Raw genomic sequence first — 13835 nt, 5'->3', positions numbered from 1 at the left:
CCTTCCTCACTTAGGATGAGACGGGACGATTGTCCATGCCAAGCATTGCCAGAACGTCAACGGCGGAGAAAAAATGATGGTTCAGACTGGCCCGTTACTGACGAACCAGGATCACGCACGATGATCGCCCCGCGGCCGGCGGCCGGGACCCGCCTGTTCGTGCTCACCGGCGCGGGAATCTCGGCCGAGAGCGGGCTCGGGACGTTCCGGGATCCGGGCGGGCTGTGGCGCCGCTTCGACCCGATGCGGCTGGCGACCCCCGAGGCCTTCGCACGCGATCCCGAGGAGGTCCACGCCTTCTACAACCTGCGCCGGGCCGGCGTGAAGGCCGCCGCCGCCAACCCCGCCCATGCCGCGCTGGCGCGGCTCCAGGCCGGCCTCGCCGCGGCGGGCGGAGGCCTGTTCCTGTGCACCCAGAACGTCGACGACCTGCACGAGCGCGCGGGCGCGGGCGCGGTCGTGCACATGCACGGCGAGCTGATGCGGGCGCGCTGCCTCGCCTGCGGTGCCGGCACGCCGTGGGAAACGGATCTCGGGACGGACACCCCCTGTCCCGCCTGCGGAGCCCGCGGCGGGATGCGGCCGGACGTGGTGTGGTTCGGCGAGGTGCCGCTGCACCTCGACGCGATCGAGGCGGCGCTGGCGGCGGCCGACCTGTTCGTCGCGATCGGCACCTCGGGCTCGGTCTACCCGGCGGCCGGCTTCGTCGCGCGGGCGCGGGCGGACGGCATTCCGACCCACGAGATCAACCTCGCCCCTTCGGACACCGCCGGGGCGTTCGACACCGCCTGCTACGGCCCGGCCTCCCGCACCGTGCCGGCCTTCGCCGAGGCGGTGCTCGCCGGGCGGCCGCTGCCGCAGGGCGATCAGGGCGCGTAGGCGCTCGCCGCCGCCGGCAGACCGGGGTTGCGGGTGGGGACGAGGCGGATCGCCGGCTCGGCCCAGGGACCGCTGATCTCGACGAGGCCGGCGGCGGTGTCGGCGCCCGCCGGGAGCCGGGGCTCGATCTCGACCCAGAGGCCGAGCCGGCGGTCCGGAAGCCACACCCGGCCGCGCAGGCCCGCCGCGACCGCCGATCCGCGGATCTGGCCCTGGACGATGTCGCCGACGCCGTCGCTGAGGCTGAGGGTGACCTGGGCGCGCTCGAACGGCGTGCGCCCGCCCCGCCGCAGGGCGGCGCCGGTGCGGTGGGACATGTCGGCGAGGCCGAGGCCGAGGATCTCGCCGCCGTCGAGCGTCAGCGAGGCGCGGCCGGCGACGCGGCGGCTGATCTCCGACAGGTCCCAGCCGCTGCCCTCCAGGCTCAGGGTGCCGCGGGCCCGGCCGAGGAGCCAGCGCGGGGCGCCGAGATCGGCCAGCACCGCGCCGAGATCGACCCGGTCGAGGCTGCCCTGCGCCTTGGCGTCGAGGCCGGCGCTGCCGGAGACCAGGGTGGCGCGGCCCTTGACGGTGCCGCCCCGCACCGTCGCGCGCCCGAGGGTCGCCTCGACGACGCCGTCGCGGATCAGCAGCCCGCCGGCGACGTCCTCGGCACCGAGCGTGCCGAGGCGGGCGGCACCGATCGACAGGCGCAGGTCGAGGTCGCCGCCGGTATAGGGCGCGAGGTCGAGGGATCGGCGCTCCCAGCCGGCGAGGCTCCCGGGCGGCAGGTCGAGCTCGAACCGTTCCGCCGCGAGGGTCGCCGAGACCGCCGGCCGCCCGCCGCCGAGCACCACCGCGCCGGCGCCCTCCAGGCTGTTGCCGCCGAGCCCGATGCGCAGGTCCGGCAGCTCGATGCGGTCGGGCCGCGACTCGAACCGGCCCTCCAGGCTCATCGCCCCGACCAGCGGCGCCAGGGGAAGCCGGCCGCCGAGCCAGTCGAGGGTGTCGGGCAGCGAGGCGGTGAGCAGCCGGCCGCTCCCCGACAGCCGCGGGCCGGCCTGCCACTGGCCGGTGCCTTCGAGGTCGAGGCTGCCGGCGCCCGGGCTCGCCGCCGCCCAGGTCGCCGAGGCGACGAAGGGGCTCGCCTCGCCGGCCGCGAGGGCGGCCGGGCGCAGCCCCGAGACCGCGACGGTGGCCGGGATCCCGCGCCAGACCAGCGAGGCGGTGACCGAGAGACCCGAGGAGGCGCGCGGCCAGGTCGCCACGAGGTTGAGGCCGCTCACCGTCTCGCCGAGGCCGGTCCGGGCGTCCGGCACGGTGAGGGAGGCGTCGGTGAGGACGAGGCGGCGCGGGAACAGCCGTTCCGAACTCTCCGGCAGCCGGTCGAGCAGGTCGGCGCCGGGCGCGGCCCAGTCCGGCTCCTCGGGCAGGGTGAAGCGGGTGCCCGACAGCGCGACCGCCGCGACCTCGGCCCGGCCGAAGACGAGGCCGCCGAGGCCGAACTGGACCTGCATCGTCCCGCCCTCGGCCAGGAGGTGGTCGCGGCTGCGAAGGCGGATGCCGGCGAAGGACAAAGCCGGCGCGGGCAGGAGCGAGAGCTCGACCGGCCCGGCGGCGTCGAGGGCGAGGCCGTAGGGAGCCAGAGCCCGGTCCGCGAGGGCCACCGCCCAGGGCGTCGCCACCGTCCAGGTCAGGCCGGAGGCGCCGGCCACGAGCACGGTGGCGGCGCACAGCATCAGGACGGACCAGCGCGGCATCGCACCCCAGTTTCTCGACGGGCCAGTTCGCGACGGTCAGGCCCGGTCGACCGCGCCCCGAAAGACACGGCCGGCGAAAATCGCCATCCCCCGGTGCGCTCCTTAACCCGGCCGACAGGTTTTGTCTCGCGCCCCGCCGGCCGGGACCGCCGCCGTCCACCGCCGTCCGCCGCCGCCGCGCGCCCGCCACCGCCCGAGGGTCCTTGCGGCACCGCACAGCGGGGCTCTAGAAGGAGGCGGCGAAGCGTCACAGACGCGCGGGAGGTCGGCCGGCCTCGCGCTGTGCCGGCCGGGAGAGCCGGCCAGGAGAGGAAGCGAGAATGAAGAAGGTCTATCCCGATGCCACCGCGGCGCTGGCGGGCGTGCTGCGCGACGGCATGACGATCATGGCCGGCGGCTTCGGCCTGTGCGGCATCCCGGACGTGCTCATCGACGCCGTCCGCGAGAGCGGCGCCAAGGACCTGACGGTGATCTCCAACAACGCCGGCATCGACGGCGTCGGCCTCGGCGTGCTGCTGGAGACGCGCCAGATCAAGAAGATGATCTCGTCCTACGTCGGCGAGAACAAGACCTTCGCCAAGCAGTACCTCGCCGGCGAGCTCGAGATCGAGTTCAACCCGCAGGGCACCCTGGCCGAGCGCATCCGCGCCGGCGGCGCCGGCGTCCCGGCCTTCTTCACCAAGACCGGCGTCGGCACCCTGATCGCCGAGGGCAAGGAGGTCCGCGAGTTCGACGGCGAGACCTACGTGATGGAGCGCGGGCTGTTCGCCGACGTCTCGCTGGTCCATGCCTGGAAGGGCGACACCGAGGGCAACCTCGTCTACCGGAAGACCGCGCGCAACTTCAACCCGATGATGGCGACCGCCTCCCGGATGACCATCGCGCAGGTCGAGCACCTGGTGAAGCCGGGCGAGATCGACCCCGACCACATCATCACGCCCGGCGTGTTCGTGAAGCGGATGATCCACGTGCCGGACGCGCAGAAGCGCATCGAGCAGCGCACCACCCGCAAGCGCCAGGAGGCGGCCCCCGACGCCGCGCCGGCTCCCGCGCCGACCGGCGGCGGCGCCATCTAACCCGAGGAGGACCGACCCATGGCCTGGACCCGCGACCAGATGGCGGCGCGCGCCGCCAAGGAGCTGCAGGACGGCTTCTACGTCAATCTCGGCATCGGCATCCCGACGCTGGTGTCGAACTACATCCCGGACGGCATGTCGGTGCAGCTCCAGTCGGAGAACGGCATGCTCGGCATGGGGCCGTTCCCCTACGAGGGCGAGGAGGACCCGGACCTCATCAACGCCGGCAAGCAGACCATCACCGAACTGCCGACCACGAGCTACTTCTCGTCGTCGGACTCGTTCGGGATGATCCGCGGCGGCCACATCGACCTGTCGATCCTCGGCGCCATGCAGGTGGCCGAGAACGGCGACCTCGCCAACTGGATGATCCCCGGCAAGATGGTGAAGGGGATGGGCGGCGCGATGGACCTCGTCGCCGGGGTGAAGAAGGTCGTGGTGGTGATGGAGCACGTCGCCAAGGGCAAGGACGGCTCGGAGAGCGCCAAGCTGCTCAAGGCCTGCGACCTGCCGCTGACCGGGACCCAGGTCGTCGACATGGTCATCACCGATCTCGGCGTGTTCACCATCGACAAGAAGGGCGACGGCGGCATGAGCCTGATCGAGCTCGCCGACGGCGTCAGCGAGGACGAGGTCCGGTCCAAGACCGAGGGCACGTACCGGGTCGCGCTGAAGAACGCCTGAGCGCAACCGCACCGGCCGGCCCCGCCGCGGGCCGGCCATCGTCGGGCCGGCTGCGCCTCACCCGTCGACCGCTCCGGCCAGAGCCGCGAACCGCCGCCGCATCTCGGCGGCGTAGGGGTTCGCCCGCACGATCGCCTCGAACACCTCCGGCGCGTCGTGCCGGACCATGCCGACCGCCTCCATCAGCAGGTCGAAGCTGCGGGTGGTGATGCGGCTCGGGAGCGGCTCCATCCGCACCACGAGCCCGGCGATGAGGTGGGTGAGACCCTGCGCCAGGGCGGCGTCGCGGTCGTGGTCCTCCGGCGTCGTCACGATCACGTCGAGGCCGAAGGCCCGTCGCAGGAACGCCGCGACCCGCCGGGCGGACCGGCCGCGCACCGGGCAGACCGCGATCTTGAGCCCGGCGAGGCCGTCGCGGGCGCTCTGCGGCCCGAACAGCGGATGGGTCGCGACGATCTCGACATGGTCCGGCAGTCCCTCGCGCATGAGGCGCGCCGGTTCCTCCTTCACCGAGCCGACGTCGAGGACGAGGGCCCCCGGCCGAAGGTGCGGCGCCACCGCCGCGACGGTCTCGGCGAGACGGCAGACCGGCACCGCCAGGACGACGACCGGACAGGACGCGGCCTCGGTGAGGCCGACGAATGCGACGCCCGCCTCGTCCGCCGCCGCCGCGGGATCGTAGGCGAGGACCCGGAAATGCCGCCGCAGTTGGCGGGCCGCGAGCCGGCCGAAGGCACCGAAGCCGATCAGTCCGAGAGCCGGGGCGTCCGTGGAGGTGTGGGGCACGAGGGGATCTCCGCGAGGCGCCGCGGAGCCGGTGCAGTCCCCATCCTCGGATCCCAACCGCCGGCGTGCCGCAGCGGTTGAAGGACGACACGCATCCCGCCGCTATGTGAGCGGCGCGGAATACGATGCGGCGAGGGGCGACCGGGTCGTCATCGGGCTGCGGTACCGGGGCCGGGGGCGCCTGTCAACGCCACGCTTGCGCACCGAACGCCGGCATGCGAGCCTGGCGGCGATGACCCGCGCCGGCCACTCCCCTTGCTTCGCCTGGTGGCGCTTCCTCTGAGGAAGCGGCCGTCGTCATCTTTTTGCGACCGATGCCGCCGTTTCGGCAGGCTCGGTCGTTCCCCGCATCCGGTCCCGACGCGGCGGCTCCCTCCCCGGAGAGCCCGATGCCCCCCGACAGACCCGTCATCCTCACCGGCGACCGCACCACCGGTCCGCTCCATCTCGGCCACTACGTCGGCTCGCTGCGCAACCGCGTCGCGCTTCAGTCCAGCCACCGCCAGTTCCTGCTCCTCGCCGATGCCCAGGCGCTCACCGACAACGCCGACGACCCGGCCCGGGTCAGCCGCAACGTCGTCGAGGTCGCGCTGGATTATCTCGCGGTCGGCATCGATCCGGCCGTGACCACGATCTGCGTCCAGTCGGCGCTGCCGGCGCTCGCCGAACTGACGATGCTGTATCTCAGCCTCGTCACCGTGGCGCGGCTGGAGCGCAACCCGACGATCAAGGACGAGATCCAGGCCCGCGGCTTCGGCCGCGACATCCCGGCCGGCTTCCTGTGCTACCCCGCGGCCCAGGCGGCCGACATCACCGCGTTCAAGGCGACCCTGGTCCCGGTGGGAGAGGATCAGGTGCCGATGATCGAGCAGACCAACGAGATCGTCCGCCGCCTCAACCGTCAGGCCGGCCGCGCCGTGCTGCCGGAGGCGAAGGCCCTGGTGCCGCGCCACGGACGGCTCCCGGGCGTCGACGGCCGCGCCAAGATGAGCAAGTCGCAGGGCAACGCCATTCCGCTGTCGGCCTCCGACGCCGAGATCGATGCGGCGGTGCACCGGATGTATACGGATCCCGACCACCTGCGCGCCAGCGACCCGGGCCGGGTCGAGGGCAACGTGGTGTTCACCTATCTCGACGCCTTCGATCCCGACGCGGTGGCGGTCGAGGCGTTGAAGCGGGACTATCGCCGCGGCGGCCTCGGCGACGTGGCGCTCAAGCGCCGGCTTTCCGGCCTGCTGCGCGACCTGATCGGCCCGATCCGCGAGCGCCGGGCGGCCCTCGCCCGCGACCGCGACGGCGTGATCGACGTCCTGCGCGCCGGGACCGGGCGTGCCCGCGCGCTGACCCGGGCGACGAGGGACGAGATCCATGCCGGCCTCGGCCTGTTCGCCTGGGCCTGACGGAACCCGGATCCGCTGGCTCCTCCAGAACGCCGGACGGGGTTGCGCCCGGGCGGCTACCGGCATCCGGGGGCGCCTGCTAGAGCCGCGTCCTGCCCGATCCGGCGCCAAGTCCGGACGGGCCTCGCTTTCAGGGAAACGCCCGTGACCGCCTCCCCGCTGCCGGCCGACGGGCCGGATTCCGCCGCCGCCTGGCGACGCCTCGTCGTGGCCGTGCTGCTGTCGACCCTCGGCGGCGCCAGCATGTGGTCGGTCGTCGTGGTGCTGCCCGCCGTGCAGGCGGAGTTCGGCATCGCCCGCGCCGCGGCGTCGCTGCCCTACACGATGACGATGGTCGGATTCGCCTTCGGCGGCGTGCTGATGGGGCGGCTCGCCGACCGGTTCGGCGTCACCACCCCGCTGCTGATCGGCAGCGTCTGCCTCGCGATCGGGTTCGGGCTGTCGGCCCTGTCGGGCGGGCTCGCCGGCTTCACCCTCGCCCACGGGCTGCTCATCGGCGTCGGCAGTTCCTGCGCGTTCGGCCCACTGATGGCCGACATCTCGCTGTGGTTCGTGCGCCGGCGCGGCATCGCGGTCTCGCTCTGCGCCGCGGGCAACTACCTCGCCGGGACCCTGTGGCCGCCGCTGGTCCAGGCCGCGGTCGCGGCCTTCGGCTGGCGCCTGACCCAGCTCGGCCTCGGCCTGTTCTGCCTCGCCGCCATGGTGCCCCTCGCCCTGCTCCTGCGCGGCCCAGCGCCCGCCGTCGAGACGGCCGCCCCCGCGGGGCGGGACGGCGCACTCGGCGTGGCCTCGCCGCGGCTGGTGCAGGGGCTGCTGGTGCTGTCGGGCTTCGCCTGCTGCGTCGCGATGGCGATGCCGCAGGTCCACATCGTCGCCTATTGCGGCGACCTCGGCTACGGCGTCGCCCGCGGCGCCGAGATGCTGTCGCTGATGCTCGGCTTCGGCATCGTCAGCCGGGTCGGGTCCGGCTTCCTCGCCGACCGGATCGGCGGCGTCCGCACCCTGCTCCTCGGCGCCTCGCTCCAGGGCGTCGCCCTGGTCCTGTACCTGCTGTTCGACGGCCTGGTCTCACTCTACGTGGTCTCGGCCCTGTTCGGCCTGTTCCAGGGCGGGATCGTGCCGGCCTACGCGATCATCGTGCGTGAGATCTTCCCGGCCCGCGAGGCCGGCGGCCGGGTCGGCCTCGTCATCATGGCGACGCTGTTCGGCATGGCCTTCGGCGGCTGGGTCTCGGGGGTGATCTTCGATCTCAGCGGGACCTACGCCGCCGCCTTCGCGCACGGGATCCTGTGGAACCTCGTGCCGGTGTCGATCGGCCTGTGGCTGCTGGTCCGGCCGACCGAGCACGGGCGCGTCGCACCGGCCTGACCCCGGGCGCGCCGCATGCCTGCTCCCGCGGCGCGGCCATTCCCCCTGTGACGCGCCTGCGCCATGGTGGCCGGCATGACGCAGACCCTCGAACTCGGCCTCGACACCTTCGGCGACGTGACCGCGGCGCCGGACGGGACCCTCCTCCCGCACGCACAGGTGCTCCGCAACGTCGTCGCCGAGGCGGTGCAGGCCGAGGAGGCCGGCCTCGACTTCTTCGGCGTCGGCGAGCACCACCGCGAGGATTTTGCCGTCTCCTCGCCCGAGACCGTGCTCGCCGCCATCGCCGGGCGGACCCGGCGCATCCGGCTCGGCTCGGCCGTGACGGTACTGAGCTCGGACGATCCGGTCCGGGTGTTCCAGCGCTTCGCCACGCTCCAGGCGGTGTCGGAGGGGCGGGCCGAGGTCATCCTCGGGCGCGGCTCGTTCACCGAATCGTTCCCGCTGTTCGGCTACGCCCTCGACGATTACGAGACGCTGTTCGAGGACAAGCTCGACCTGTTCGCGGCGCTCCTCGCCGGCGGGGCGGTGACGTGGCGGGGCACCACCCGGGCGCCCCTGGACGGGCAGCGGGTGTTTCCGACCGTCGAGACGCCGCTGCGGACCTGGATCGGCGTCGGCGGCAGCCCGAACTCGGTGGTGCGGGCGGCGCAGTACGGCCTGCCGATGATGCTCGCGATCATCGGCGGCGCGCCCGGGCGCTTCCGCCCCCATGTCGACCTCTATCACCGCGCCTTCGCGGCGCTCGGCCGGCCGGTGCCGCCGTTCGGCGTCCACTCCCCGGGCTACGTCGCCGAGACCGACGCCCAGGCCCGCGAGGAGTTCTTTCCCGACTACAAGCGGATGCGCGACCGCATCGGCGCCGAGCGCGGCTGGCCGCCGATGGCCCGCGACGAGTTCGAGCACGAGGTTGCGCACGGCTCGCTCTATCTCGGCTCGCCCGAGACGGTGGCGCGCAAGATCGCCGCCACCGTGACGGCGCTGGGCCTGTCGCGGTTCCAGCTCAAGTACAGCGCCGGGCCGCTGGCGCACGAGCGGCTGATGCGCGGGATCGAACTCTACGGCACCCGCGTCGCCCCGCGGGTGCGTGCGATGCTGGCCGACGGCGTCACGTCTTCGGGGTCGAGACCCTGAGCAGCAGGGCCACCGGCAGCAGCCCCACCGCGACGATCAGCAGGGCGGCGACCGCGCCGTCCTCGTAGGTGCCGCGCGCCGCCTCGCCGTAGAGGTGGGTCGCCAGCGTCTCGACGTTGAGCGGGCGCAGCAGCAGGGTCGCCGGCAGTTCCTTGACGCAATCGACGAAGACCAGCAGCGCGCCGCTCAGCACGGCGGGGGCGGTGAGCGGCAGGTGGACCCGCGCCAGCGCGCCGCCGGGGCCGCGGCCGAGCACACGGGCGGCGTCGCCGAGCGAGCGCGGCACCCGGGCCAGCCCCGCCTCGCTGCTCCCGACCGTGATCGCGAGGAAGCGCACGACGTAGGCGTAGACCAGGGCGGTGCCGCTGCCGAGCCCGACCAGCGCGAGACCGGTGCCGGTGATCTGACGGCTCAGGGCGTCGAGGGCGCCGTCCAGCGCCGAGAGCGGCGGCATCAGCCCGATCGCCAGGATCGCGCCGGGCACCGCGTAACCGAGGGTGGCGCAGCGCAGCAGCGCGTCCCGCCACGCCGCGCCGCCCGCCGAGAGGAGGGGGCCGGCCGCGACCACGAGGCCGAGGCCCGTGGCGAAGAGCGCCGCCACGCCGGCATAGGCGAGGGTGGCCAGCGTCTCGCTGACGATCGCCGCGCTGAGGCCGGCGCTGCCGAGGCGCTCCAGCGCCGCGACCGCGAGGTAGCCCGCCGGCAGCAGGAACCCGACCGTCACCGGCGCGAGGCCGAGCCCGAGGGCGAGGAGGGCCGGGAGGCCCGACAGGCGCGTGCGGCTCATCCGCCGCGAGCGCTGGGCCGCTCCGGCATAGTGCCGGCGCCGGCGCGCAGCCCGCTCCACCGAGATCAGGGCCAGCACGAGGACGAGCATCACCAGGGCGATGCCGGCCGCGCCCGGCAGGTCCGAGCGGTTGACCCAGGTGGCGTAGATCGAGACCGTCAGGGTGCGCACCCCGAGGAATTCCGCCGCCCCGATGTCGTTGAGCGCCTCGAGCAGGGCGAGGCTGGCGCCGAGGGCCAGGGCGGGGCGGGCGAGCGGCAGGGCGACCCGGCGGAACACCGCCGCCGGCCCGAGCCCGAGGCTGCGGCCGGCCTCGATCAGGCTCGCCGACTGCATCAGGAACAGCGCCCGCACCGGCAGATAGACGTAGGGGTAGAGCACGAAGCCCAGCAGCAGGATGCAGCCCGGCAGCGAGCGCACGTCCGGCAGCACGAGGTCGCGCGGACGGGCGTAGCCGAAGAGCGCCCGCAGCCCGCTCTGGATCGGTCCGACCGGGTGCAGCAGGTCGAGATAGGCGTAGGCGACGATGTAGGTCGGCACCGCCAACGGCAGCAGCAGCGCCCAGTCGAGCAGCCGCCGGCCGGGGAACTCGTAGGCGGCGACGAGCCACGCCGCCCCCGCCCCGACCGCCACCACCACGAGTCCGACGCCGGCCAGCAGCAGCACCGTGTCGCGCACCGCCTGCGGCAGCACGTAGGCGAGGAGGTGTGGCCACAGCCCGCTCGATCCCCGCAGCGCCTCGACGGCGAGCGAGGCGAGCGGCGCGAGCACGAGCAGGGCGGCGAAGCCCGCCACCAGGGCCCAGACCCGCGGGCTCCAGGCGGCCGGACCGGCCGCGCGCAGGCGCGGGGCGAGGCGGCCCAGCGCGGCACGCTCCGTCGGCATGGCAGCCGGGTCCCGCCGGCTACTTGTCGAAGCCGACCTTGTCGACGAGCAGGCTCGCGGCCTTGCGCCGGCGGGCGATCTCGACGAGCGGCGTGGCGTCGATCTTGAGCGGGCCGAGTTCGGCGAGCAGCGGGTCGACCGGCGCGCCGGGCTTCACCGGATACTCGTAGTCGGCCTTGGCGTAGAGGCCCTGCGCCTCGTCGGAGACGAGGTATTCGAGCAGCTTGACCGCGTTGTCGCGGTTCGGGGCGGACTTCGCCACCACGGCGCCCGACACGTTGACGTGGGTGCCGCCGCCCTCGAAGACCGGCAGCGCCACCGTGATGCCGTCGCCCCACTTCTTCTGCTCGGGGCCGCCGCGGCCGCTGCGCATCAGCCCGACATAGTACGAGTTCGCCAGACCGATGTCGCAGAGGTCCGCGACGATGTCGCGGGCGACGTCGCGGTCGCCGCCGCCGGCCTTGCGGGCGAGGTTGTCCTTCAGCCCGCGCAGCCACGCCTCGGCCTTCTCCTCGCCGTGCTTCACGAGATAGGCGGCGATCAGCGCGGTGTTGTAGGGATGCTGGCCCGAGCGCAGGCAGACCTCGCCCTTGTACTTGGGGTCGGCGAGGCTCTCGTAGGTGATGCCGTCGAGCCCCTTGAGGCCCGGCTTGGCGTAGGCGACCCGGGCGCGGATCGACAGGGCGAGCCAGCGGCCCTCGGGGTCGCGCAGGGAGGCCGGCACCGCCGCCTCGATCGCCGGCGAGCGCACCGGCTGGGCGAGGTCCTTGTCGACCAGCTCGATCAGGTTGCCGATGTCGACGGTCATCAGCACGTCGGCCGCCGAGCGCGCGCCCTCGGCGGCGACCCGCTCGGCGAGGCCCTTGTCGACGAACACCGTGTTGACCTTGACGCCGGACTTCGCCGTGAAGGCGTCGAGGAGCGGGCGGATCAGGCCGGGCTCGCGGGTGGTGTAGAGGTTGACCTCGCCGGAGGCCGGGGCGGGGGCCTGCGCGCGGGCGGGGCCGCAGACGAGCGCGGCGAGCGTCAGCAGACCCAGGGCGAAGCGATGGCGTGACAAGGCGGATGTCTCCACGGAGAGGCACCCCGTAGAGAGACAGAACGGCCATGAAAGCAAGCACAATATATTAGACTTGTTTCAATGTAAAGCTGTTCGACTTGACTCAGCAGCGTCACGTCCGGCGCGCGACTTTAATCCTCGTCGGGCAGCACGAGGACGGATTCCGGACTCAGCGTCACGCCGGCGGCGTCGCCGGCGCCGTAGGGGCCGCGCCCGGCGAGGCGCGCGCGCAACGGCGCGTCGAGGCCCGGCACCGCGAGGTGGAGCAGGGTCGCGGCGCCGAGGAAGGTCCGGCGCAGCACCCGGGCGGGCGTCCCGCTCCCCGGCGGCCCGGCCACCACCGCCTCGGGCCGCAGGCAGACCCGCAGGCGGACGCCCTCGGAGAAGCCCGGCGCCGGCACCGGCCCGAGCGGCGTCGCCACGGCGCCGTCCCGGCAGGTTCCGGGGATCTCGGCGGCGTCGGCGAGGAAGCGGGCGGCGAAGAGGCTGGCCGGGCGGCGATACAGCGTTTCGCCGCTCGCCACCTGCACGATGCGGCCGCCGCGCATCAGCGCGACCCGCGAGGCCACCGCCAGCGCCTCCTCGGGATCGTGGGTGACCAGCAGCGCGGTGGTGCCGGTGCGGCGCAGCAGCGCCACGGTGTCCTCCCGCACCCGGTCGCGCATCCGCCGGTCGAGGTTGGAGAACGGCTCGTCGAGGAGCAGCAGACGTGGCCGCGGCGCGAGCGCCCGCACGAGCGCGACGCGCTGCTGCTCGCCGCCCGACAGGGTCGGCGGGTAGCTCTCGGCGAGGGCCGCGAGGCCGACCTGGGCCAGGAGGTCGAGGGCCGGGTCGCCGTCCGCCCGCGTCCGCCCGGCGAGGCCGAAGCGGACGTTCTGCGCCACCGTGAGGTGGGGAAACAGGGCGTAGTCCTGGAACATCAGGCCGACGCCGCGGGACTCCGGCGGCACCGACGGGCCGGCCCCGGCCACCACCTGCCCGTCGATGGCGATGCGGCCGCGGGACGGCTGCTCCAGCCCGGCGACGATGCGCAGGAGGGTGCTCTTGCCGCAGCCGGAATCGCCGAGCAGCGCCACCACCTCGCCGGGCCGGACCTCCAGCGACACGCCGTCGAGGGCCTGCACCGCGCCGAAGCGGCAGGCGACGTCCTCGATCGCGAGGGCGGGAGGAGGGGTCATGGAGCGGCCTCGGCGCGGGGAGCGCGGCGCCCCGTTCTGGCACAGGCCGATGCCGGAGCCGCGGCGCGTGGTCAATCGCGCGTTAAACCGATCGGTCGAATGCTGCGCTCGACGCCGCGATTCGCCGTCAGGCGACGATGCGGCCCGACTTGAACGCGACCCAGGGTTATGCGTATGCGTCAGCACGCGAACGAAGCCGGCACCGTGGTGCCGTTCCGGCGCTCCCGTGCCGTTCCGATCCCGGCTTCCGGGGCGTTCGACCCCGATCTCGGTCCCGGCCCCGTCGTGGCCGCAGCCCGCCGCGACCAGCGCCGGCTGATGGACACGGTCTACGAGGCCGGCAGCCTGCCGGTCGCGGCCGGCGACCGGGCGACCAAGCTCCTCGCCTCCCGCCTGCAGGTCTACGGCTTCCTCACGATCGAGGAGGTGGCCGAGGACGGCGCCGCCCGCCGCCTGCGCCCGTCCGAGGCGGTGCGCGCGACGCTGGACCGGCCGTGGCGGCTGTCGCGCTCGTCCTGCGGCGTCAGCCTGTCGGTGCCGATCCCGGCCCGCGACGGCTTCCTGTTCGAGCCCACCGCGCACCCGGCTTAAATGGAAACTGACTCCAAGCAACTGATTTGGCGGTCGAATTCCAAAGCGCGGGATCCCCTCTCCCGAGTGGGAGAGGGGTAGGGGTGAGGGTGGAGACGGTTCAGGATAAAACACGAGAAGTTGAGCTGCGCAGCTCAACCCTCACTATTCCATTCTGAACCCGAGCCACCCTCACCCCCGGCCCCTCTCCCACTCGGGAGAGGGGAGGCGCGGGTCTGTTTCATTTCCTAACAGCCACGTAAGGACGAGCGCCAGTCAGACTGCTCCA

12 protein-coding genes are annotated in these 13835 nt (G+C 73.7%); 7 read left to right on the top strand and 5 right to left on the bottom strand.

The window, feature by feature from the left end; all coding sequences use genetic code 11:
- Positions 1–120 precede the first annotated feature (120 nt).
- Positions 121–879, top strand: a complete 759-nt coding sequence (locus tag EOE48_RS00570) for a Sir2 family NAD-dependent protein deacetylase (RefSeq protein ID WP_127726829.1) — start codon at positions 121–123, stop codon at positions 877–879.
- On the opposite strand, the gene EOE48_RS00565 is transcribed toward EOE48_RS00570, so the two are convergent.
- On the bottom strand, positions 867–2618 hold the full coding sequence (locus tag EOE48_RS00565; protein ID WP_127726828.1) for an AsmA family protein: 1752 nt from the start codon (positions 2616–2618) through the stop codon (positions 867–869). The genes EOE48_RS00570 and EOE48_RS00565 overlap by 13 nt on opposite strands.
- A 320-nt stretch (positions 2619–2938) precedes the next feature.
- Between EOE48_RS00565 and EOE48_RS00560 the strand changes: the two genes are divergently transcribed.
- Positions 2939–3694, top strand: a complete 756-nt coding sequence (locus EOE48_RS00560; protein WP_127726827.1) for a CoA transferase subunit A — start codon at positions 2939–2941, stop codon at positions 3692–3694.
- Positions 3695–3712: 18 nt separating this feature from the next.
- A complete protein-coding gene (locus EOE48_RS00555; RefSeq protein ID WP_127726826.1) occupies positions 3713–4378 on the top strand; it encodes a 3-oxoacid CoA-transferase subunit B in 666 nt (221 codons plus the stop codon).
- Between the two features lie 57 nt (positions 4379–4435).
- Here the strand turns inward: EOE48_RS00555 and EOE48_RS00550 are convergent, their stop codons facing one another.
- Positions 4436–5164 carry a prephenate dehydrogenase gene (locus tag EOE48_RS00550; RefSeq protein ID WP_127726825.1) on the bottom strand — a complete coding sequence of 243 codons (729 nt, stop codon included), beginning with the start codon at positions 5162–5164 and terminating at the stop codon, positions 4436–4438.
- Between the two features lie 389 nt (positions 5165–5553).
- Between EOE48_RS00550 and trpS the strand changes: the two genes are divergently transcribed.
- From trpS to EOE48_RS00535, 3 genes are all read left to right on the top strand, one after another.
- Entirely contained in the window at positions 5554–6564 is a 1011-nt protein-coding gene (trpS, locus tag EOE48_RS00545; RefSeq protein WP_127726824.1) for a tryptophan--tRNA ligase, read from the top strand.
- A 144-nt stretch (positions 6565–6708) separates the two neighbouring features.
- Entirely contained in the window at positions 6709–7932 is a 1224-nt protein-coding gene (locus EOE48_RS00540; protein WP_127726823.1) for an MFS transporter, read from the top strand.
- Positions 7933–8007: 75 nt separating this feature from the next.
- A complete protein-coding gene (locus EOE48_RS00535) occupies positions 8008–9066 on the top strand; it encodes an LLM class flavin-dependent oxidoreductase (protein ID WP_127726822.1) in 1059 nt (352 codons plus the stop codon).
- Here the strand turns inward: EOE48_RS00535 and EOE48_RS00530 are convergent.
- From EOE48_RS00530 to EOE48_RS00520, 3 genes are all read right to left on the bottom strand, one after another.
- On the bottom strand, positions 9041–10738 hold the full coding sequence (locus EOE48_RS00530; RefSeq protein ID WP_127726821.1) for an ABC transporter permease: 1698 nt from the start codon (positions 10736–10738) through the stop codon (positions 9041–9043). The two genes, EOE48_RS00535 and EOE48_RS00530, sit on opposite strands and share 26 nt — an antisense overlap.
- 19 nt (positions 10739–10757) lie before the next feature.
- A complete protein-coding gene (locus EOE48_RS00525; RefSeq protein WP_246153903.1) occupies positions 10758–11768 on the bottom strand; it encodes an extracellular solute-binding protein in 1011 nt (336 codons plus the stop codon).
- A 161-nt stretch (positions 11769–11929) separates the two neighbouring features.
- Complete coding sequence (locus EOE48_RS00520) at positions 11930–12976, bottom strand: ABC transporter ATP-binding protein (RefSeq protein ID WP_127726820.1); 1047 nt, start codon at positions 12974–12976, stop codon at positions 11930–11932.
- A 174-nt stretch (positions 12977–13150) separates the two neighbouring features.
- Here EOE48_RS00520 and EOE48_RS00515 point away from each other — a divergent pair, with 174 nt between their 5' ends.
- On the top strand, positions 13151–13567 hold the full coding sequence (locus EOE48_RS00515; protein ID WP_127726819.1) for a hypothetical protein: 417 nt from the start codon (positions 13151–13153) through the stop codon (positions 13565–13567).
- Positions 13568–13835 lie beyond the last annotated feature (268 nt).

The organism is Methylobacterium oryzihabitans, from assembly GCF_004004555.2.
Classification (GTDB): domain Bacteria; phylum Pseudomonadota; class Alphaproteobacteria; order Rhizobiales; family Beijerinckiaceae; genus Methylobacterium; species Methylobacterium oryzihabitans.
This window is presented reverse-complemented; position numbering and strand designations above follow the sequence as displayed.

Coding starts and splice junctions, on each gene's coding strand:
- EOE48_RS00570 (WP_127726829.1), top strand. CDS start 121: ATGATCGCCCCGCGGCCGGCGGCCGGGACCCGCCTGTTCGTGCTCACC.
- EOE48_RS00565 (WP_127726828.1), bottom strand. CDS start 2,618: ATGCCGCGCTGGTCCGTCCTGATGCTGTGCGCCGCCACCGTGCTCGTG.
- EOE48_RS00560 (WP_127726827.1), top strand. CDS start 2,939: ATGAAGAAGGTCTATCCCGATGCCACCGCGGCGCTGGCGGGCGTGCTG.
- EOE48_RS00555 (WP_127726826.1), top strand. CDS start 3,713: ATGGCCTGGACCCGCGACCAGATGGCGGCGCGCGCCGCCAAGGAGCTG.
- trpS (WP_127726824.1), top strand. CDS start 5,554: ATGCCCCCCGACAGACCCGTCATCCTCACCGGCGACCGCACCACCGGT.
- EOE48_RS00535 (WP_127726822.1), top strand. CDS start 8,008: ATGACGCAGACCCTCGAACTCGGCCTCGACACCTTCGGCGACGTGACC.
- EOE48_RS00530 (WP_127726821.1), bottom strand. CDS start 10,738: ATGCCGACGGAGCGTGCCGCGCTGGGCCGCCTCGCCCCGCGCCTGCGC.
- EOE48_RS00520 (WP_127726820.1), bottom strand. CDS start 12,976: ATGACCCCTCCTCCCGCCCTCGCGATCGAGGACGTCGCCTGCCGCTTC.
- EOE48_RS00515 (WP_127726819.1), top strand. CDS start 13,151: ATGCGTCAGCACGCGAACGAAGCCGGCACCGTGGTGCCGTTCCGGCGC.